This is a genomic window from Clostridioides sp. ES-S-0005-03, from assembly GCF_020658455.1.
Taxonomy (GTDB): domain Bacteria; phylum Bacillota; class Clostridia; order Peptostreptococcales; family Peptostreptococcaceae; genus Clostridioides.
In genome coordinates, this window is sequence record NZ_JACVWI010000008.1 from 40,516 (window position 1) to 61,555 (window position 21,040).

General features: G+C 24.7%; 20 protein-coding genes and 2 tRNA genes. 18 read left to right on the plus strand and 4 right to left on the minus strand.

The genetic code is table 11. The features are described from left to right. Positions 1–197 precede the first annotated feature (197 nt). Positions 198–1,637, plus strand: a complete 1,440-nt coding sequence (locus tag IC218_RS18685; RefSeq protein ID WP_227825182.1) for a DUF4116 domain-containing protein — start codon at positions 198–200, stop codon at positions 1,635–1,637. Between the two features lie 287 nt (positions 1,638–1,924). Here the strand turns inward: IC218_RS18685 and IC218_RS18690 are convergent, their stop codons facing one another. Continuing rightward, positions 1,925–2,971, minus strand: coding sequence for a DUF6076 domain-containing protein (locus tag IC218_RS18690; RefSeq protein WP_227825183.1), 1,047 nt, complete (start codon positions 2,969–2,971; stop codon positions 1,925–1,927). A gap of 260 nt (positions 2,972–3,231) precedes the next feature. Here IC218_RS18690 and IC218_RS18695 point away from each other — a divergent pair, with 260 nt between their 5' ends. Both IC218_RS18695 and IC218_RS18700 read left to right on the plus strand, forming a co-directional pair. Beyond that, the gene (locus IC218_RS18695; RefSeq protein ID WP_227825184.1) at positions 3,232–3,546 is read left to right on the plus strand and encodes a hypothetical protein; all 315 of its coding nucleotides are present in this window, start codon (positions 3,232–3,234) and stop codon (positions 3,544–3,546) included. 546 nt (positions 3,547–4,092) lie between these two features. Further along, positions 4,093–4,776: a hypothetical protein gene (locus IC218_RS18700; RefSeq protein WP_227825185.1), complete on the plus strand. Its 684-nt coding sequence runs from the start codon at positions 4,093–4,095 to the stop codon at positions 4,774–4,776. 597 nt (positions 4,777–5,373) lie between these two features. On the opposite strand, the gene lepB is transcribed toward IC218_RS18700, so the two are convergent. Continuing rightward, positions 5,374–5,898: a signal peptidase I gene (gene lepB / locus IC218_RS18705; protein ID WP_227825186.1), complete on the minus strand. Its 525-nt coding sequence runs from the start codon at positions 5,896–5,898 to the stop codon at positions 5,374–5,376. A gap of 205 nt (positions 5,899–6,103) precedes the next feature. Then, positions 6,104–6,853: a hypothetical protein gene (locus tag IC218_RS18710; RefSeq protein WP_227825187.1), complete on the minus strand. Its 750-nt coding sequence runs from the start codon at positions 6,851–6,853 to the stop codon at positions 6,104–6,106. A 471-nt stretch (positions 6,854–7,324) separates the two neighbouring features. On the opposite strand from IC218_RS18710, the gene IC218_RS18715 reads away from it, so the two are divergent. From IC218_RS18715 to IC218_RS18770, 12 genes are all read left to right on the plus strand, one after another. Next, positions 7,325–7,396: transfer RNA gene (locus IC218_RS18715), tRNA-Pro, on the plus strand. Positions 7,397–8,188: 792 nt separating this feature from the next. Then, positions 8,189–8,261, plus strand: a tRNA-Met gene (locus tag IC218_RS18720). Positions 8,262–8,562: 301 nt separating this feature from the next. Continuing rightward, complete coding sequence (locus IC218_RS18725; protein ID WP_227825188.1) at positions 8,563–8,916, plus strand: hypothetical protein; 354 nt, start codon at positions 8,563–8,565, stop codon at positions 8,914–8,916. Positions 8,917–9,078: 162 nt separating this feature from the next. Next, on the plus strand, positions 9,079–9,600 hold the full coding sequence (locus IC218_RS18730) for a hypothetical protein (RefSeq protein WP_227825189.1): 522 nt from the start codon (positions 9,079–9,081) through the stop codon (positions 9,598–9,600). A 415-nt stretch (positions 9,601–10,015) separates the two neighbouring features. Next, on the plus strand, positions 10,016–12,439 hold the full coding sequence (locus tag IC218_RS18735) for a helix-hairpin-helix domain-containing protein (RefSeq protein ID WP_227825190.1): 2,424 nt from the start codon (positions 10,016–10,018) through the stop codon (positions 12,437–12,439). A 10-nt stretch (positions 12,440–12,449) separates the two neighbouring features. Further along, positions 12,450–12,794, plus strand: a complete 345-nt coding sequence (locus IC218_RS18740) for a helix-turn-helix domain-containing protein (protein WP_227825191.1) — start codon at positions 12,450–12,452, stop codon at positions 12,792–12,794. A gap of 103 nt (positions 12,795–12,897) precedes the next feature. After that, the gene (locus tag IC218_RS18745) at positions 12,898–13,176 is read left to right on the plus strand and encodes a hypothetical protein (RefSeq protein WP_227825192.1); all 279 of its coding nucleotides are present in this window, start codon (positions 12,898–12,900) and stop codon (positions 13,174–13,176) included. 195 nt (positions 13,177–13,371) lie between these two features. Beyond that, complete coding sequence (locus IC218_RS18750) at positions 13,372–13,842, plus strand: hypothetical protein (RefSeq protein WP_227825193.1); 471 nt, start codon at positions 13,372–13,374, stop codon at positions 13,840–13,842. Positions 13,843–13,889: 47 nt separating this feature from the next. Beyond that, the gene (locus IC218_RS18755; RefSeq protein ID WP_227825194.1) at positions 13,890–14,222 is read left to right on the plus strand and encodes a hypothetical protein; all 333 of its coding nucleotides are present in this window, start codon (positions 13,890–13,892) and stop codon (positions 14,220–14,222) included. A 16-nt stretch (positions 14,223–14,238) separates the two neighbouring features. Next, entirely contained in the window at positions 14,239–14,877 is a 639-nt protein-coding gene (locus IC218_RS18760) for a hypothetical protein (RefSeq protein ID WP_227825195.1), read from the plus strand. 91 nt (positions 14,878–14,968) lie between these two features. Then, the gene (locus tag IC218_RS18765; protein WP_227825196.1) at positions 14,969–15,367 is read left to right on the plus strand and encodes a hypothetical protein; all 399 of its coding nucleotides are present in this window, start codon (positions 14,969–14,971) and stop codon (positions 15,365–15,367) included. A gap of 238 nt (positions 15,368–15,605) precedes the next feature. Further along, on the plus strand, positions 15,606–17,339 hold the full coding sequence (locus tag IC218_RS18770) for a radical SAM protein (RefSeq protein ID WP_227825197.1): 1,734 nt from the start codon (positions 15,606–15,608) through the stop codon (positions 17,337–17,339). Between the two features lie 54 nt (positions 17,340–17,393). On the opposite strand, the gene IC218_RS18775 is transcribed toward IC218_RS18770, so the two are convergent. Next, positions 17,394–18,050 carry a hypothetical protein gene (locus IC218_RS18775; protein ID WP_227825198.1) on the minus strand — a complete coding sequence of 219 codons (657 nt, stop codon included), beginning with the start codon at positions 18,048–18,050 and terminating at the stop codon, positions 17,394–17,396. Between the two features lie 137 nt (positions 18,051–18,187). Between IC218_RS18775 and IC218_RS18780 the strand changes: the two genes are divergently transcribed. The 3 genes from IC218_RS18780 to IC218_RS18790 all read left to right on the plus strand — a co-directional run bounded on the left by IC218_RS18780 (position 18,188) and on the right by IC218_RS18790 (position 21,035). Beyond that, complete coding sequence (locus IC218_RS18780; protein WP_227825199.1) at positions 18,188–18,967, plus strand: hypothetical protein; 780 nt, start codon at positions 18,188–18,190, stop codon at positions 18,965–18,967. Positions 18,968–19,061: 94 nt separating this feature from the next. Then, a complete protein-coding gene (locus tag IC218_RS18785) occupies positions 19,062–19,262 on the plus strand; it encodes a hypothetical protein (RefSeq protein ID WP_227825200.1) in 201 nt (66 codons plus the stop codon). Positions 19,263–19,301: 39 nt separating this feature from the next. Further along, a complete protein-coding gene (locus IC218_RS18790; protein WP_227825201.1) occupies positions 19,302–21,035 on the plus strand; it encodes an ATP-dependent metallopeptidase FtsH/Yme1/Tma family protein in 1,734 nt (577 codons plus the stop codon). Positions 21,036–21,040 lie beyond the last annotated feature (5 nt).

Sequence of the window (21,040 nt, forward strand, 5' to 3'; positions counted from 1 at the left end):
AGTAATTATTTAATTTTATCTTATAAATTGTTTGATATATTGTTTATAATCAAAAAATTATAAATTTTTATAGAAAATTGAATTTTTTAGTAAAAGGTAAATGTGAAAAACTAAGAAATATGAGTCTCATAAATACATTTATTATAAATAATTTGCCAATTCAATATAATTACATAAATAAAAAAAGGGGATTTCTTATGAAATTAGAAAAACATAATTTATTAAAAATAAGGGAAGACTGTAGGAATTTAATTTTCGTTGATCAAAATTTTAATATTTGCATGGAAGCAATAAAAATAAATGGAGAATCTTTAAAGTATATAAAATGGAAACGAATAAAAAACCGAATGACAAGTGAAGAGTTAGAAAAACTATGTATAGAAGGGGTAAAGTATCAAGGTTTAAATCTTGAATTTATAGACTTAAAACAACTAATAGATAAACTTAGTAACAGACAATTATATAACATATATACTAAAGCAGTAAAAGAAAATGGTAAAGCTTTAGAGTATGTAATATTAGATGGCTTAACAGAAATGCAAATAGAGAATATCTTTTTAATAGCAGTAAGACAAGATGGAGATGCACTTCAATATATAAATAATCAAAGCTATGAAATTTGTATTGAATCAGTTAAGAAGTATAGCTGGTCTATACAATATGTAAATTGGGACGAACTTAATTTAGCTAAAGAACAGATATATAACTTATGGATTGAAGCTGTAAAAAAATATGGAAGTGCATTAATATATATAAAATGGAGTAAGTTAAAGGATAAACTTTCAGACGAACAGATTAATGAGATATGTTTAATAGCAGTAAGGCAAGAAGGAAGTGCTTTGAAATTTGTAAAAGAACAAACTCCAGAAATATGTATAGAGGCAGTAAAAAAGGATGAAAATGCACTCAAGTATGTAAATAGGGATATACTATCAAAGGAACAAGTATATAAACTATACTTGATAGCAATAAGGAGGAATGGGTCAACACTTGAGTATGTGGAGGAACAAACAGAAGAATTATGTAAAGAAGCAGTAATACAAAATGGATATGCTCTTAAGTTTGTAAAAAATCAGACTGTAGAGATATGTGTTGAGGCAGTAAAGGAAGATGGAAATGCTTTAAAATTTGTAGATGCACAGACTAAGGAAATGTGTCTTATAGCGGTAAAGCAGAATGGAAATGCTTTAAAATATGTAAAAGAACAGACAGAAGAAATATGTGTTGAGGCAGTAAGACAAAATGGATTGGCTTTAGTATTTGTAAATAATCAAACTGCTAAAATATGCCTTGAAGCAGTAAAACAAAATGGTTTGTATTTAAAACATGTAAAATGGGATGAATTAAGAGGTAAATTTTCAAACGAACAGCTCGATGAAATATGTATAAAGGCTATAAGAAAATCACCAATGGTCTTGCAATATATAGAAAATCAAACAGAGGAAATGTGTTTAATAGCAGTAAAAAAAGATGGATTAGCACTTAAGGATGTAGATAACCAAACAGAAAAAATATGCTTAGAAGCTATGAATGAAAATCCATTGTCTTTCTATTCAATAAGACGAAAAGAAGTTAAATTTACGAAAAAAAATTTACTTAAAATGTATATTAAGCTAATAAAGTATAAACTATTTTAAAATTTATATTAAATAGGAAGCAATATCTCATGAACTTTTTGGTTCATGAGATATTCTATTTTATAATGGTTTGTGATATAATAAAAGCAAGAAGAACTACAATCTATTTTAATCTGGAGTGAAGTTCTTTATAAGCCATAGTTTATTTTTTGGATTTAAATATAAATTTAAATTCAACTAAAAAGCCAGTCTTTGTGCGAGACTGGCTTTTTACTTTTTTGTAAGATTGATTAGAGTATTTAAATATATCTAATATTAAAAACTATTGTATAAAATAAAAATATTTATTATAAAGATAGTTTAAGCAAAAAATCTTCTTTTGTTATTTCATTGTTAATGTATTGTTTTCTTAGTTTTTGTGCAACTTTAGACCATTTCATAAATTCTTCCTTTGATTCTCCTATGTAATTTTCTTTTAATTCATCTCTTTTCATTTTTGCATATTTTGCATTATATATCCGTTCATACTCTTTTAAAGTAGGATTGTTGGATATTTTTAGTTTATATGTTTTTTTAATGCCGATTTGGTTACAAGTAAGATTATTTTCATAAATTCTATTACAGTAATAAGCATTATGTTTACTTTTAAGTATAAAAAATTCACCACATAGCTGACATTTTTTTATTTTCAATTCTAATTTGCACATCTCTGCAAACTCATAGAATAAAAATTCTTCTAACTCTTCTAAAATTAAATACTTTATTGGATTTACTTCTTCAAATTGTTTATATGTAAGAGGAGGATGTTTTGTTTTATAATTGGTATTGTTATAATTTATGTCATTTATCTTATATAAATCTGATTCACAATTTTTCACAAGAGTTAAAGAATGAGGTGTTTTAAAAGAAAAATTTTCATATTGAGGGTGTTTATCTAAAAATAGAATAAATCGTTCACTTTGTGTTAATTTCGTTAAAGATTCTGTGTTAAGACAAATCTCAGCACCTTCTTTAAAAATCTCTTGCAATCTAATTATTTCTTCTAAAGCTCTAAAAGCAAGATGTAGTTGGTTTAAAATATTCTTCTCACTTAGAAATACAAATTCTATTTTGCTAACTAAATAAGAATAAGCAATATCATGTTTATTTTTTATAAGTTCTGCTATATGGTATATAATATTGTGGAGATTATCATAATTATTTTCTATATCTTCAATAATTATTTTATTATTTATAAAGTATTGGTTTAGTTGATTTTTATATTCAGCTAAATCCATTAGTAAGAACTCTATTAAATCCTCTCCAGGATAATCTATTTTTTTATCTTTAATTTGCTTTGAATTAATATAGTGTATTTTGTTTTTATTGTCTATTATTACTTTTATATTAAACATGTCTTTTATTAATGCCAGAGATTAAAAGTTTTAGTAATAATCCCAGCTACTCCTTTTTCTTTATAATATATTATAATATCATAAAGAATTAAATTTTGTAAAATATGGGTTTTTTCGATTCCTTATTTTAAAATTCAACAAACAATGATATTATAATCCATAAGAATAAGTAAAAAATTTATGTACAACAATGAAGATATTAGAATTTATAAAGGGCCCTATATATCTTTTTTTGTTAAAAATGAGGGGGGTTATTTCTTATGTTTTATTATAATGTAAACGCTATCATAGAAAAATTAGAGCAGGATGTGTTTTTAAGATCAAATGAATTATCTCAAAGTGAATTTGACTTTCTCCAAAATTTTATAGATTTCTTTAATTCACATAATAAAAATGAATATATAGAAATAAGTGCTTCTAAATTTCTTAATATAAAAAGAGAGTTTGAAAATGATTATAAGGAACATTGTAAATTTATTAAAAATGGAAATGGCCTTAACAATATAAAAAAAATATTCGAAGATATAAGTTATAATTTATCAATGGGAGAAAATATACTTTTTAATTGGGAATAATCATTAATTCTTATAAATAAAATATAGTTGATAATTTCTATTGTAGGATAGGAAAATTAGTTTTTTAGTATTTTTAGTGTTTTTAAAAAAATAAACTTGACAAAAACTATTTTTTAGTATATTAATATAGGTTATTGTTCTGAGTAGTTATGAATATTCTGAAAATTATTTGTTTTATTTTTTATAAACAATATTAATGTTGAAATATTAGTAAAGAAGTGTTAAAATACTATTAATGGATAAAGATTTGTATTAATAACAAAGCAGAGATGGCTATAGTATTAATCAAATAATAAGATAATATGGGTAGAATAGCTGGAGGACATGTAAACTTATTTGAGTATACATGTGAAATTCAATGCGACAAATCTGATTATGCCATAAAATTAGACTCTGAATTGTTGTTAAAAAAAATATATTAATAAAATAGACTAATGAGTTACCTAAATTTAGGTAACTCATTTTTATATAAAGTTTTAGTTATAAATAGCATTTAAATGTATATAATAAAAAAAATTAAATATAAAGAGGTGAAATTGTAATAAAATGAATAAATTTAATAAATTAGGAGATTCTCTTTTAGACTGCAAAAGAGAACTGTTAAAGGATTACCCAGAGATAATAACTAATAGTTTAATATTTTTTGCTAAAGATATGTTAGAAAAACAAATTATAGACGAAGATGTATTTGAATTATTAAAAAACAAAAATATAAATTTTAATGATTTTAGGAATACAATCATTTTTAATAGTAATTGTATAAAAACACAAGAAGAATTATTGGAAGAATATGAAGCTATAATCCAAAAAATAAGTGAATTTTTAGATTTTGAGAGCTTGGACATAAAAGTATCTGAAGATATTGAAAAAGAGATAATCTCTTTGAGTAAAGCTTTTATAATTCCTATTTCTTTTATCAAAAATTATTTTGATATTGATTCAGAAGAAAGTTTTAGAGAAATTACAAAGCAACAAGGATTTATGCATAAATTTGCAGTATTAAGAATGCCTAAAATAATAGCACCTTTTATAAAAGAAGGAGAATTTTTTGATGTTATAAACTCAGATGTATTTTTTCAAAAAGAAGAAGAGTCCTATGGGATTTTTCTATCTTTCAATATAAAATTAGCAGGATTTGAAAATAATAAAATTTTAGAAGATACAATAGGGGAGATTTCAAACATATTAGAATCTGTCCAGGTTGCCTTTAAGAATGGATTATCCTGTTAAACAAAAAAGAAAACCTTAAGGTTTTCTTTTTATTTGATTTATTTCAAATCAATCTCAAGTCTCCTCTTAAAGAATCTATACTTTAAGATAAGCTTATTATTACTTATATTTATTATAGCAAATAAAAAATCCTTACTATAATAAGGAGGGATCTTATCAATATCATATTTTAGATCTAAAATATGCAATACAAATTTAGCATTAAAATAAAGACAACATGATAGTGCAATCCATATAGTATAGAATACTATTAACAAATACTTAATCTGTATATGAGAAGATCTTAGTATAACTAATATCAAAGGAGCCAAATTAACTATAAATAATAGTATTTTATATAACTGGGATTTAAAAAAGATATTGTCTTTGGTAGTAGTATTTTTTAACAAATATAATATTATTTTATCAGTAAATATTATATTCACTGAACTTATTAATATATATATAAAACAAATTAGAAATATAAATAACATAGTATTAAACACCTTTCTTTAGTAATATTCTATAAGTTATTCTATTTCCAAAAAAAAATCTTATAACAAATTTAAGGCTATATAAACAAAAAGAAAGAGGTATTTAATAAATACCTCTTTCCCCTTAAGATTTAAATTTTTTAAATTGACTTAGATTAAAAATAACTTTTCCTTCAATATCTTTTTGATCAATTAGACCAACTATGGAGCTTCTGCTGTCTATGCTATTATTTCTATTATCTCCCATAACAAAGATTTTATCTTTAGGTATTTTTATCTCTAAGTCGCTTGTTTGCATTTTTTCATTTATATAATTTTCTTCAATTAATTTATCATTTATATATAATTTATTATTTACTATTTTTAAAGTATCCCCTTCAACAGCGATAACTCTTTTTATTATATATTTGACGTTTAGATCACTTCTTTTAATTACAACCACATCTTTATATTTTGGGTCTTCTTTATTATAAGCTATTTTACTTATTATTAGTTTTTCTCTGTCATATAAAGTTTGGTCCATTGAATGTCCCATTACTGTAGTTAAACGAATAACAGAAGAAATTAATAAAAAAGCTATTACACTTAATATTGCTGTTACGATTATATCTTTAAAAGTAAACTTTTCATTTACTTGTTTTTTACTCATTTTCAGTCCTCCTAAATTAACTATAAATATAGCTAATTAATCTTATTTATATATATATATATGAATATATGAAATGTAATGATTGCATTTTATATAAAAAATGTAAATATATATTTAATTTATATAATAAAGTAATAAATATCAAAAGTCAATTAAAAACACTATATATAGTTTCGCATTTATAAATTAATCAATATATAGTAGGTTAAACTAATTTTTTAAAATTAAAGAAAGTCATTAGCTTATCTAAAAAAATAGTTTTTAAAACATCGACATTTGCTATGTTTTTATATTCTTCTTCTAATAATACTTTATATGTAATGATTTCTTCAGCTAATCTATTTATATTATTAGAATTTGAAACCATTTCTTTATGTATTTCATTTAGATACTTTTTTGTTCTTAATCTAATATCAACCATTTTTAAAATATTATCATTAGATAATAGTTGAGGGGATTGGGAAATAGAGTATAGATAAAGTTCATACTCTTTTAATTTATTAAGTTCTATTTTTTTTTCAGAAATACAGTTATTCATGTTTAATATATACTCATATTCTTTTTCTTTAATTGTTTTTAAATAAGGGTCCAAAGTCAATAAATTGTATTCTTTATTATTTTCTGTAAAGATAACATCTAAAAAATAAATTTTCTGATTTGTATTTATACTGAAGTAGATATTATCCTGGTTAATTTTATTATTAATTGTATCAATTATACTTTTTAAATAAAATTCCTGGAAAGTATTTAACTCTTCAGCATTAAAGATGTTTTCAAAAGTATTAAAAAAATAAGATAAGTCTTCAATGTCTAAAAATAAATCTTCAGTTAATAATTTATATTTATTTTCCTTACTATTATTAAAAAGATCCAGAATATGTTTAAATTTATTTATAATATCATTGGATATATCAATACCTTTATCTAAAGGTATTGACTTGTTTATATTTTTCATAGAATTTACAACTCCTTTATTATTAATATTTATTATTATATGATTTTATTTAATATAAATAACAAAAATTGAACGATTACGTTTTTTATAAAAAATTTTTTTGCTAAAAAAGTTGACACAAAAATAAAAAAATGATATATTTAGAATATAAAATTACAGAAAAAGGAAAAATGCCAAAGCTTCTCAAATAGGAGAGAACTATTAATAGTCAGTTCAAATCTGAGCTTTGGAACCATTATTAAGTAATTTTTATCAAACAAAGGTGAAGCACCTCATCTGAAATGATAAAATTAGTGGGGATAGAATATCCCTCAAAATTTATGAATGGTTGCTTATACAATAAAAACAGTTTTGCTATAAATTTGTTGATAATGTATTCCCCCTTTTAAAAAATATAATTGCAACCATTTTTAAAATTTTAAAACTGAGGTTTATTACTATTAAATATAGAGTAAATCTCAGTCATATTTTCGGGATATAGCCAAGTGGGAAGGCGGGGCATTTGGGATGCTCAGGTCATAGGTTCGAATCCTATTATTCCGACTAAAAAAGGAGGCATCAAATGAAAATTAGAGATATGTTAAAAAAAGATATAATAAATGAATTATATGAAATTAGTAAAAAAAATGAAAAAAGTAAACCTAAAAAAGATGTCTACAAAAACAGAAAAATAAAAAATTGATAAGTTGGAGAGTAGAGATTCTATTTATATAAGATAAAGGAACGAATTCTCTCTTACTGTTATAGAAGGAAGAGAAGTATCTTAAGCATAAATTCATATGAGGATACTGGGAGTATATTTTAGCTGGTGGGGGCTATTAAATTTAATTAGGAAGAAAGAGGTGATTCCACCAAAGTTTTAAAGGAATTATTGAAACACAAACTTCTACCGAATTGATTTTATATTTTCCTATTTTAGTATTAAAACACTAAGTAAAAAAAAGTAGAAAAGTCATACTTTTTAAATGGGTTTTTAAGACACATCTTGACTTCTCTGGATGTAAAAGGAAGAGAATAACAACTAAAAAATGCCCTATAGGATAAAAACTCCCCTTGGAGCTTAAAACAAAAGTAGATTAAAATATTCGTTTGGAGTTTTGGCGATTTATTGAGATTTGCTTGAGATAGATTGTTTGTTGTTTTTGCTATTTAATAAGGAACCTACTAAGCTTAATCATAGCTCAAATAAGTAGGACATTCTCATATAATTATATGAAACAAATATGTTATTGACGAGTGCGATAACGGTATAAGATAAATCTTGCTATTAGTTTAACTATATAGTGGGAGTATTGCTATTGGATAAGCCCTTTGGCCAAGGCACAATAGCATTATAGCAGGATAATGCAAATGGTAGCAAATTTGGCTCATTACCAAAAAGTTGAGGGTTCGAATCCCTCTCCTGCAATGAAGAAGATAGCTTCTTCTACCTATGTAAATTTAATAATGTAAATAAAAACTACAAATATTTCTCACAAAAATCCGAGTAGAAATGAATTACATCTTTAAAGTACATTAAATCCAAATATATTTGGAAAAGGAATAAATCCTTAATCGTGCAAAAAGAATATTAACAAAAAATATTTTTTACTGTAGGAGCTCCAAGAGAAAACTTGTAAAAAAACTTGCTATGGTAGAAGCTCGATACCATGTCTGGATTAACAGAATAACCAAATATAAAAATTAGTGTATGAAAGGGTGACTTATTTTTGGATAGAATACTTACTATAGTCGTTAGGTTTTTGATGAAAAGACTTAGCTCATATAATAAAAATGAGGAAGATAAAAAAGTTTTGCTTGAAATTAATGATTCCATATATCTAACCAGTGTTGATGATATAAAGAGTCAGAATACTGAAGAATATTTTCCAATAAAAACAAGCTCTCTAAGTGTAGCAGAGTCTATATTAAGTGAGATCATTCTTAAAGAAGCGATAAATGTAGAGCTTCCAATAGTACACAGATGTACAATTTGTAGTAATGTTATATATGGAGATAAAGTAAACAAAGGTATATATGGAGATATATGTGAAAAATGTAATGAAAGCTTTAATAATATATAAAATTTTATATGGCAGGTTGAAGGTGTCTATTTATAACTTTCCTTTTGGAATACTTAAGGGTTCGAGTCCCTTGGAAATTTTACTACTAAAAGCTTTTAACCAGGGGAGTTGTATATATAAGGGTTCAAATCCCTTGCTTGCCATCAATAGGAGGTAAATTTAATGAAATTAAATTTAAATGAATTAAGATTACTTATAAGCGATAAAGAAAATGATTTATATAATAAGCGAAGAGAACTTTTAGATAATAGTATTGTAATTGAACATTCTACATTTGTTCAAGGGAGAAATGAGTTAACTCAAATGACTCCAAAATATTCATTCGATGAAGAGCTGAGTAACTTTGATAAAATGACAGAGAATATTATTAAATATAGAAATTTACTGCAAAATACTAATAATAAAACAAAAATAAGTGATGAAGATACTATATCAAGTGCCTTAACAAAAATAAGAGAATATAGAAACTATTTAAATGTTCTTGATAAATTATCTTCATTGGATAAAGAGAAAAAACATAGAAAAGTAGATACTCAATATGCATCTTCTTTTTATATGGAAATAAAGACTTTAAATTTTGATAGAGATGTTATGATAGAGAAGAAAAATGAATTAAGAAAAAAAATTAATACACTTGAGTCTTTAATAAGTAAGATGAATAGTGATACCTATTTAGAAATTTAATAGCTATATCACATTAATAATTAATTATTGATGTTTTATATATAAAAATAATCTATCTTGTTTTTATTATTTGTGTAATTTACTGCTTTTGAATTCAGAGTATATAAAGACTCTAACCAAATAAAAAACATAAATTACATTTTACACATTACAAGTAACTATTTATTAAATTATAACTATTAACAATTTACAAATTAAATTTAATGCCAGTTAAAAAGAACAATGAAAGTTCATAAAATATATAAATTTATTAAAAACGATGATAGATTATTTATAAAAGAAGGGGAATTTCCCCTTCTTTTATTTTTATGTAAAAACAATCCATTTAAGTATTATAAGAATTGCTCCTAAAATCTAATATATATTATTAGAAAAAGTATTTATATATAAAATATAAAAAAGGGGACGATAAACTATGGATTTAGAAAAATATAAAAATGGGGATTCTATTAAGGTAACTGGTATCTGTGGAAATAATATTTTTTTTATTGAAGATACTTCCTTTGGGATTTACAATTTTGAAACGAATGACGATGTTAAGGTAACAATAAAAGGTACCTTTAATAAAAAATTAGTAGAAGGACAGACTTATGAGTTAAAAGGTACAATAGTTCTATATAAAAGAGAGAAACAGATAAAAGTAAATGAATTTAGAGTATGCAAGCCAAATACAAAGAAAGGGATAATAGCCTATCTTAAAACATTATATGGGTTAAAAAGTAGAGCAGAAAATATATATAATATATTTGGAGATGAATCCATACAAGTATTGCTTAATAATCCATTAGAAGTAGTTAATAAAGTTAGAGGGATTGGAAAGAAGTCAGTTTTAAAATGGCAAAAAGAATTAAAAGAAATTGAAGATAATCAATATATATTTATTGAATTATTAAACTATGGAATAAATTATAAAAATGCAAGAAAGTTACATGAAAAATATAAAGATGAAATACTTAAGTTAATAGAAGAGAATCCATATATGCTAATAAAAGAAATAAGAGGGTATGGCTTTTTAAAATGCGATAAAATTGCATTAGATTTAGGAGTAGAATTAGATAATATTAATAGATTAAAAGCTGGAGTAAAATTTTTACTACAAGAAGCTTTACTTAGTGGACACTGTTATCTTCCTCTTGAATTAATAATTGAAGATGCAATTAACTTGCTAAATCTTTCTTTAAGTTATAAAGAAATGTGTTCTTGTAGTAAAAGTTCTTCTGATGAGATTGTTAAGTTCGACAAAACATATAAATTAGACAAAGATCTATTGGCTGAAAAAATTTGTTTATATGAGAAAAATAAGAAGACAAAAAACAACTATATCTTATTTAGCATCAAGGAAAAGCTGATTTTAGAAGCAATTGAAGAATTAATAAATGAAAATGAAATAATAAATGAGGATGATTGCATTTATTTAAAGTATCTATACTTATCTGAAAAATTGCTTGCTGAAAGGTTAAAGTTGTTTACTAATTATAACCAAGTATATAAAAAAATTGAAGTAGAGAAAGTTCTTGATGAAGTATGTTCTGAAAAAGGATATATATTAGAAACTAAACAAAGAGAGGCGTGTATAGAATTTAATTTATATGATAATGGGCTATTTGTATTAAATGGACCTGCTGGGACAGGAAAGACATTTACTCTTAATTTAATCTTAGAAGTAGCAAAGCGACTAAGTAAAAGAAAATTAAAAATAGAAGCTGTTGCACCAACAGGAAAGGCTTCTAAAGTGGTTAGAAACGCTACTTACATGGATTGTTCAACAATTCATAGATCTCTTGGATACGTGCCTTATACGGGCTTTACCATGAATGAGTTTAATCAATTTAATAAAGACATAATTGTTTGTGATGAAGGGACTATGATAGATGTTGAATTAGGATGGAATTTTATAAAAGCCATAAAAACTACTTCTAAGTTAATTATTATGGGGGATGTACACCAATTACCTTCAGTTGGACCTGGTACAGTACTAAAAGATATTATAGAGAGCCAGATTGTAAAAGTAATAACTTTAGATGTTTTAAAGAGACAAGACTTATTATCTGGAATAGCTAAAAATGCAAATGGAGTTGTTGAATCAAAAATGGTTTGTCCAAATGAAGATGATAAAGATTTTTATGTTTTAGAAAGAGATTCAGTAAGAAAAGTAAGATTAGCTGTAATTAGTAGCATAAGAAGACTCATAGATAAATATGGGCTTGAAGAAATACAAGTTCTTCTACCTCAAAGGACAGGTTCATTGGGGACTAATGTGTTTAATTATATAATACAAAAAGAGTTTAACCCATATGCTAATTCTGAAAAAAAGATTTTAAAAACAAAGTTTGAAGCTCAAATTGCAGAAGTTGGGGCATCTGAAGAAGTAAGTCTTTTTATTGCAAAGAATGATAAAGTAATACATGTTAAAAATAATTATAATATGGCTCTATATGAATTAAAAGATGGTTCTTTTAAGAAAATTAACAATACAGATGTTACAAATGGAGAATGTGGAGTAGTTTATGATATTGTCCCTTTAGAAAAAGGTGGTTTAAGAGTAATCGTAAAATATGATGAATTTTTTGCATTTTACGATGATGGTGTAGATGAATTAGAACTATCTTATGCAATTACAATACACAAAAGCCAAGGTAGTGCATGGAGAGCAATATTACTTCCAATTGTACCACAGCATATTTATATGTTATACAATAATCTAATTTATACAGGGATGACAAGAGCAAGAGATTTTTTAGCAATGATAGGAAGCATAAAAACAATACAACAGGGAATAAAAAGAGATATTGCAATTAAGAGAAATACAAAATTGAAGGAGAGAATGTTAGTAGCATAAGGAGGGAAAAATGGATTTATTTGGGGAGAGATTTAAAGGGCTAAGAAAGGAAATGGGTTTAACACAGGAAGAGCTTGTAGAAAGATTTAATAAATTAAATAATACACGTTTTAATAAATCGACGATATCGCAGTATGAAAATAATAAAAGAAAACCCGAACTGCCAATATTATATAAATGGGCAAATTTCTATGGAGTTTCTTTAGATTTTATTCTTGGAAGAAGCGAGATTAAATCACTTGAGCTTGAAGAAGACATGAAGGCTATTAAAATAGCTTATGAAAAAATGTCTCTTAAAGATAGAACAAAAATGATGTTCCTGTTAAAAGAAATATTTGATATAAATTTAAAATAATTATTTTAAAGAGCATATTTTTAATAGAATATGCTCTTTACGTTTTATATAATCAATAAATATGATATAATTAAGTTATAAATATAAAAAAGGAGCAGGTATATTGAATTTATTAATTGGAATATATGTAATTCAATTAAGTTTAGTTTTCTTATTTTTACAAAGAGTTTTTATACAAGAAAAAACCAGGGATAAAAATAATTCATTAAACATTCTAAAACAAAATCAGGAAGAATTAGGTTTTGTAAATCAAAGTGAATTTTTTACATTAGAAGATTATTTATTTATTTTTATACCTATATTTGGCTTACTTATAATGTTTATTCAATCAGATGTCTATAAGATTTATCAAGAAAACTTTGAGTCAATAACCCACCTCTAAAGAGGTAGGCTTGAAGTTATCTACAAGTCATATTGACCAGATTAAGTTTTAAACTACATTATTAAGGTCATAACACCTACAAATGCTTCTCCAGTTTGTAGCTTCTGTTGCATATTATTAAACAGTTTGTGGGTACAAACAGTGTAATATGCTATCAAGCCTTAATAATATTATCGAGGAGAGCAGTTTCTAACTGTGTTACCTATGAAGTTATGTAAATTAACTTCTGATGTAGTAGTCTCTACTGGAGGAGTAACTAAGCATAATAGAGTAAAAGCTAACTTGCCTAAAACTCATTACTATGATGCTTTGTGTGTTAAGGAAACGCCTAAAATCAAAATACACAAAGGGTTGAAGGAGTTATATATAAAATCAATAGGAAGAGGTACAAGAAGCAGAACATTATTAAATAAATATGGTTTTCCAAGAGCATATTTACCAAGACAAAAACAGTTCTTTGGCTATCAATCAGGAGATATGGTAAAAGCTAATATACCAAAAGGAAAATATATAGGTCAATATGTATCAAATGTAAGTTGTAGAAGCACAGGTACCTTTGCAATCTATTCAAAGAAACATGGCAAACAGATAGATGTAAACCATAAATATTTAAAACTAATACAAAAGGGCGATGGTTATAGATATGAGTTGAAGACTCTTGCTTAACACAAAGAGGGCAAATTCCTCACATCACTAAAGTAGCGTGTTCCCTTTTGCCTTTTTTATGGAAGTATTATAACTACTTATTATATAGTCTAAAAGCTATAGTAGAAAATGAAAAATATGAAAATGAATTTAATATTATTGAGGTAATTTTGTCTAATGACAAAAGTCCTTATTTTAAAATAGTTGCAGAAAATATGATTATATTTGGCTCACTCATAAATGAATTCAATAGTATAAAGAGCTATATTGAAGATGAACAAGAAATTATTGATATAAGAGATGAAATAAAATTATCTCTGATTGATTTTTTAAAGTTTATTGACTTTATAGTCAATGATTCTAAGAAAGAGATAGGATTATATTGGCTAAATAAAGTTTAGAAAGGGAAAATATATAATGAGTATATTAATAGATGAAATAATTGAAATGTATATGATTCAAGCAGTCTCAGGAGTCTTTTTATTCTTAATAAGTTTTTTTATAAAAAAAAATAAGTATAAAAATAAGTCCTTGAATTTTATAGAACAAAGTGACAATCCTATAAAATTTTTGTCTTCTGTAGCAGGTCTCATAGTATTACTTATACCTATTTTTGGATTAATAGTTTTTATATCTGGGATGAAGGAAATATTCTATAATCTAATAAGAGGAAATATTGAGAAAGAACATTCTCAATATTTATTAGATGTCATCAGAGTTATGTTTGATAAAGAATATGATATTAAGAGCCAATATAACAAAGAGTTTAGGCTTACAGAAAATATTTTATCTGATAGTGAAAGCCCTCATCATGAAATAGTTGTAAAATATGCAATTGCTTTTGAGTCATTGGCACATGAATATAATAACATAAAAGAATATATTGAAGATGAAAAAGCGATTAGAGATATGAGAGATGAAATGAAATTGGCCTTAATTAATTTATTGAAGACAGTTTATTCTATAGTTAATGACCCCAAAAGAGAAGTAGCATTGAAAGAAAAAGATATATTATTAGAAAATATGAAAAAATATAATAATATATTATCTAAGTGAAAAATGAACAAAACAATGCAAATAAAATATAGAATTTGTTATTTAAATTAAACTTAATAGTAGTTTGGATATGTTATATAAGGAGGATATTATGAAGGAAATAATTAGAACTATATATGATGAACATTCGGAAAAAAGTAAGTTTGAAAAAGCAAAGAAAATAAATATAGAAAATTATGAACATGATTTTCTGTATGATATTAAAACTGAACGATATTTTGAGGAAATAGATATTTTAAAAGAATATTATGAAAATGAAGAAATGGACTTGCCTAATTATGTTTATGGTTGTATACCAATAAAGTTTAAATTAAATATGTATGAAATAGTAAAAGATGAGTTGGAGGATAATCATTATGAGGATGCTATTAATCATGTAGATAAGGATAGCTTAAAATCTTTACAAGAGGTGGTTGACAAATGGACTGAATCACAAGGAATAGTTAGCTATGTACAAGATGATGATACCATAATATTATTAAATGAATAAGAAAAAGAATGAAGTGAGTTAATAAAAATTTGAAGTTATATATAATAACAAGTTAACATTATGATTTATTCAATTATAGGCGAAATACTTCATCTTCAACGTAAGTAGGGTGGAGTATTTCAAAGTTGTTAAATCTAAAAAGAGTCAAAATTTAAAATGATAAAGTTATATTTTTATATACATAAAGTATAAGATAGATTAGAAAATATAACTTTATTTTAATGGGAGGATTTCTTTTATGGAAAGTATAGCTAAAGTATGTTTATTTAAACATATTGATATGGATGGGGAAAGTTCAGAGATTGTTTTAGAGTTAAATAATATTAATGTTTTAAAATCAGTTGGATGTGATTATAGTAATGTAGATAAGCTTGTATTAGATTTTATTAATAAAAAAGAATATTTAAATTTTGATATGACTTATATAGTTGATATAAGTGTATCAAATGAAGTTGCTAAAAAGATAGATGAAGTTGTAAAAGAAGGAGCAAAGTTTAAACTTATAGATCATCATAAGACGGCTTTAGATTTAAATAAGTATTTTTGGGCAAAAGTAATACTATTTGATAGAAAAGGAAAACCCACTTGTGGCACAAAGCTTCTTTTTGAAGATGTATTTGGACCTTCAGATTTATATTTTAAAGAACTAAGATATTTTGTTGAATTAGTTCAGGAGTGGGATACTTTTTCATGGACAAAAACTAACAATCTTGAAGCTGTAAGACTAAATGATTTGTTTGAAGAAATGGGATCTATTGATTTTATAAAATCAATTATCGAAAAGATAACTAATAATAAGGAATTGTTTAGTGAAGAAGAAAATATTAAGATAGATTTAAAAACAAAAAGTAGAATAGATTATTTTGATGAAATTGGAGCGAAGTTAGTACAACGAAAAATGAATTTGTTAAAAGATGAAAAACAACAAGAGTTTAATGTTGGGATAGTAAGTGTTGATGATAGGAGAGAAATAAGTCTTTTAGGTCATTTCTTATATACTAAATTTGACAAGTTAGATTTTATAGCTATATTGAATAAATTAAATAATAATGTTAGCTTAAGAACGAATAAAAATATTGATTTAAGTGAAATAGCTAAACTAAACTTTAATGGAGGAGGGCATCCTTCTTCCGCTGGGTGTGATTTGGATATCTTCATGGATAAACTGAATATAAGCTTTAGAAAAGGAAGGGAGGACGTTTCTGTAACAGTATTTGCACCTTTTGATTGTATAAATAATTGTGAGTTTTGTACATCAAAAAAAGAATACAAAAAAGGTTTACCAAACATTGAAAATATTAAAAAGTCTATAAGCATGTTAAATAAAAAAGGATTTAAAAGCTTTGTTTTTACAGGAGGAGAACCTTTTGCAGATTTAGAGATATTAAAAGATTTAATTAATTTAATAGATAAAGATAAAATTGTTTATATAAACACCACTCTACCAAAACATAAAATATTAGATACCATTAACTATATTAATACAGAAAATAGAATTAAAGGAATAAGTTTAAGTAGGCATGATGGAGTAATTTTAGATGATTTAGCAGAAGATTATTATCTAAATGATATAAAGAAAGATATAAGAATAAATAGTGTTTTAACTAATAGTACAAACATAACAAATATTATAGAAAGATTTAGTCGTTTTAAAAATGTCCTTATAAATTTTAGAGCTGATTATAGATATATGGCAGATTCTAATTTAAAAATCTTGGATGGGATAGGTCTTGATTTATTTAACAATAGTTGTTATAAAATGATTTATTCTGGAGGAAGTGATATTTGTCAAGATTTTGAATTTATTAGACTAACAGATGGGCTTAAAGTACGATACCATAAAGGGCTTGAATCTTCTTCTTTTGAGGTAGGAAATACTATAATATACTATGACTTAATAATTAAACCCAATGGGGAAGTATATTATGATTGGGATGACAAAGATCTTGGGATAAAAAGCTTATTAAGATAATTATTTACTTTTTAATAAAAAAACGTTCTGAAAATAATCAGAACGTTTTTTAAATTAAGATAATAAATAACTATTAGTATCTGTTTTAAAATATTTATAATAATGAGATAAACAATAATCTTCAACGCTATTTTCAGAATTATCTTCAGCTTTATACAATCTCTTAGGTAGAAGAAAGTTTATAAATAAAGTGTGCCTTAGTTCATGTATAATGGTTGTCCATAAGCAATCATTTATTTCTTCTTTTAGATTTATATTGCCTTCTTTTAGTACAATACTTCTAATTAATTTGAAATTTATGATGCATAATCCATTCTCTACCCATGTTATTCCAAGGTGTTTTTCTAAATCTATGACTTCAAGGGAATACTGATCTCCAGTAAAGTCATATAGCTCCTCTAAATCTTTTTCATTTTCAATTATCCATAATCCGTTAAAAGTAATAAAGGTGTTAATATCTATATCTTTCAAAATCTTATTTATTAAATTATTTTTGTTTATACTATATTTAATAGGGATATATTTACTTATATATATATTATTTCTCAGCTTTTCTTCAGAAAAGTGTTCTAAAAAATTTAATGTTATCTCTTTTTTATAATCATAAATATTGATAAATTCATTACATTCATATAACTTATCAAGCTCCCCCTTGTTAATTAATCTATTTACCTTTTTTAATATCTCTTTTTTACTCATTTTGTATTCCAATTTTATCCTCTCCATTCATTTTAATTTATTAAAAAAAAGCTTTTAAATAAAATATCTATTATATATATGCAAATAAAGAATATTTTATATTATAAATTTTATATACTATATAAAATCACAATAAGGAGAATAAATATATGAGAAAGAGAGTAATTATATTTTTTATATTAAGTATTATTATTGGTGTGGCTGTAGGATGTATAGTAAAGGATTATACAGGTAATAAGTCTAATAAAAGTGTAAAGGTAGTAGAAGATAATTTATCTAAACAATTTCAAAAAGTATTAAACAGTGAAATCAAAAAGGTTAAAGATGAATATGAAGTAAAATTAAATGAAGAAAGAAAGAAAGATAAGAGTGATAGTTCATCAGTTGTTTTTAATAAACAGATGATTAAATTAAGACAATTGGTTAGTAAATATTATAAAAATAATGATAAGGAAGCTTTATATTTAGCAGTAGATGGAACTGGGAATATAAATAAATTGTCACTAACCTATAATAAAGAGCACAATATTTGTATCGAAGATAATAAGCAAGATATCGAAAATACTTATAGTATAGAGCATACTCAAAAAATAGATATAAATAATGAAAATAATATATCTGATTCAATTACTTTTAAAATATTAAATAGAGGTGAAGATACATTTAATATTAATAACCACCAGTTGTTTATTGACTATATTCAAATTTTGATGAATAAAGATTTAAGCAATAAAGATAAAAGTGCTTTAAATGTACAAGTCAATATGAATTTATCAGAATTATCTTCTGTAGAAGATTTAAACACATATTTATATAATAAAGATTCTTTGAAGATAAATAATTTTATATTTTCAGTTAAAAAAATAGAAGATAAAGAATTTGATTTAAAAGGAATTGAGTATTCTATAAATTCTAATACAGAAAAATAATAAATAAATTTTATATAAACAATAAAAATGTACAAATTTTATTGGAATTATATTATAATATAGATATATAAATATTATAAAGAGGTGATAATGTTTGAAAGAAATCTACAAAGTTGGTGATGTAGTTGACTATAATTACATTAAAGATAATAGTGTTAAAGCTATTGTAAAAAAAATAGAAGAAGAAGGAGTATTAATTGAAATATTAATATGTAATAAGAAGTCAGAGAAAATATTACAAGAGGATAGAATAGTTTCTTACAAAGAGATAACTCCAGTAAAAAAGAGTATATAGCTTAGTATTAGAAATTATCTAAGAAGAAAGTAGGATCGTATGAAAAAGAATAAAAAGGTAAGATTATTGATTGCTTTTTTAGTAGGACTAATTATTGCTGTGATAGTATTCTTTATTCAAAAAGATAATATAAAGTCACTTTTAGATATAAAGGAAATATCATATAAAAAGTTTGAACAGATGGTAGAGAAAAAAGAAGTAAAAGAGATTTCTTTAGATATAATTGATGGGAAATATGTTAGAGTTAAAGATAAAAAAGATAATTCTTACATAACTTTAAATCCTAAATATAATAACTTTAAAAAAGAGATGTTAGAAAAGAATATATATGTTAAAGAGAGAAAAGTAATTAAGCTTAAATTATCAACAATAGTTTTAATTTTATTTTTAGTATTAATGTTTAAAAGTAGTTCATTATTAAAAAATAAATTTGATACTATTGCTGAAACACCTGAAGTTAAGTTTAAGGATGTAGCTGGACTTGATGGGGCAAAAGAAGATTTAAAGTTATTGGTAGATTTTATGAAAAAGCCTAAAGAATTTACTTCTAAAGGAGCTATTTTACCAAAAGGGGCTATACTTTATGGTACTCCAGGCACAGGGAAGACTTTAATTGCTAAGGCTGTGGCTGGAGAAGCAGGAGTACCCTTTTTTTCTATAAATGGTTCTGACTTTATAGAATTATATGTTGGGTTAGGAGCAAAAAGAGTTAGAGAATTATTTGAAGAAGCTAAGAAAAAGGCTCCAGCTATACTATTTATTGATGAGATTGATTCAATAGGTGGAAAAAGAGGATGCTCAGGAGAAAACAGTGAACAAAGACAAACCATAAATGCTTTGTTAGCTGAAATAGATGGGTTTGATGGCTCTGAGGGAGTTTTTATATTATGTGCAACTAATAGGATAGAAGATTTAGATGGAGCTCTTATAAGACCAGGACGATTTGATAAGCATATAAGTATACCTCTTCCTGAAACGTCTGAAGACCGTTTAAATATAATTAAAATGTATTTAAATAAAAAAGATAGAAAGTATTCAAATGATTTAGACTTAAAAAGTATAGCTAATGAGACAATCGGATTTAGTCCAGCAGATATTAGTTCTCTAATAAATGAATCTATTTTAATTTCTATACAATTAAAAAAAGATAAGATTGATAAAGAGTGTTTAGATAAAGCGTTATACAAGATGCTTTTAAAAGGACATGAAAAAAAGAACAGGTCTAACAATTTAGATGAACTTAAATTAATATCACACCATGAAGCTGGCCATGCATTAGTTGCTAAATTAATGGGATTAGAAGTAAATAAAGTGACTATTATACCATCTACTTCTGGAGCTGGAGGAGCTACATTCATAACTCCTAAAAAAATAAATCTACATTCTAAAAAAGAAATTGTTGAAATGATAAAAGTTGATTATGCTGGTAGAATAGCAGAAATTTTGTTATTTAATGATGAAGAATGTGTAACAACAGGATGTACATCTGATATAAAAAATGCAACCCAAAGGATTTATGGGATGATTGCAGAATTTGGAATGAGTGATACTTATGGCATGATAAATCTAAATTGTTTAAAAATTAAAAGTGATATAGTATTGGAAGCTGTTAAAAAAGAAGCATTAAGAATAAAAGAAGAAACAACAACATTGTTGTCTAATAACAAGTACTTATTAGAAAAAATAGCAGATACACTTTTTGAAAAAGAAACAATTTCTGGAGAAGAGCTTGAATCTATATTAAAAGAAAACTCTGATTATATAAAAATGTAGCCCAT

What these genes read in the sequence shown, in the direction of transcription:
- IC218_RS18685 (WP_227825182.1), top strand. Translation starts at nt 198, where the DNA reads ATGAAATTAGAAAAACATAATTTATTAAAAATAAGGGAAGACTGTAGG.
- IC218_RS18690 (WP_227825183.1), bottom strand. Translation starts at nt 2,971, where the DNA reads ATGTTTAATATAAAAGTAATAATAGACAATAAAAACAAAATACACTAT.
- IC218_RS18695 (WP_227825184.1), top strand. Translation starts at nt 3,232, where the DNA reads ATGTTTTATTATAATGTAAACGCTATCATAGAAAAATTAGAGCAGGAT.
- IC218_RS18700 (WP_227825185.1), top strand. Translation starts at nt 4,093, where the DNA reads ATGAATAAATTTAATAAATTAGGAGATTCTCTTTTAGACTGCAAAAGA.
- lepB (WP_227825186.1), bottom strand. Translation starts at nt 5,898, where the DNA reads ATGAGTAAAAAACAAGTAAATGAAAAGTTTACTTTTAAAGATATAATC.
- IC218_RS18710 (WP_227825187.1), bottom strand. Translation starts at nt 6,853, where the DNA reads ATGAAAAATATAAACAAGTCAATACCTTTAGATAAAGGTATTGATATA.
- IC218_RS18730 (WP_227825189.1), top strand. Translation starts at nt 9,079, where the DNA reads ATGAAATTAAATTTAAATGAATTAAGATTACTTATAAGCGATAAAGAA.
- IC218_RS18735 (WP_227825190.1), top strand. Translation starts at nt 10,016, where the DNA reads ATGGATTTAGAAAAATATAAAAATGGGGATTCTATTAAGGTAACTGGT.
- IC218_RS18740 (WP_227825191.1), top strand. Translation starts at nt 12,450, where the DNA reads ATGGATTTATTTGGGGAGAGATTTAAAGGGCTAAGAAAGGAAATGGGT.
- IC218_RS18760 (WP_227825195.1), top strand. Translation starts at nt 14,239, where the DNA reads ATGAGTATATTAATAGATGAAATAATTGAAATGTATATGATTCAAGCA.
- IC218_RS18765 (WP_227825196.1), top strand. Translation starts at nt 14,969, where the DNA reads ATGAAGGAAATAATTAGAACTATATATGATGAACATTCGGAAAAAAGT.
- IC218_RS18770 (WP_227825197.1), top strand. Translation starts at nt 15,606, where the DNA reads ATGGAAAGTATAGCTAAAGTATGTTTATTTAAACATATTGATATGGAT.
- IC218_RS18780 (WP_227825199.1), top strand. Translation starts at nt 18,188, where the DNA reads ATGAGAAAGAGAGTAATTATATTTTTTATATTAAGTATTATTATTGGT.
- IC218_RS18790 (WP_227825201.1), top strand. Translation starts at nt 19,302, where the DNA reads ATGAAAAAGAATAAAAAGGTAAGATTATTGATTGCTTTTTTAGTAGGA.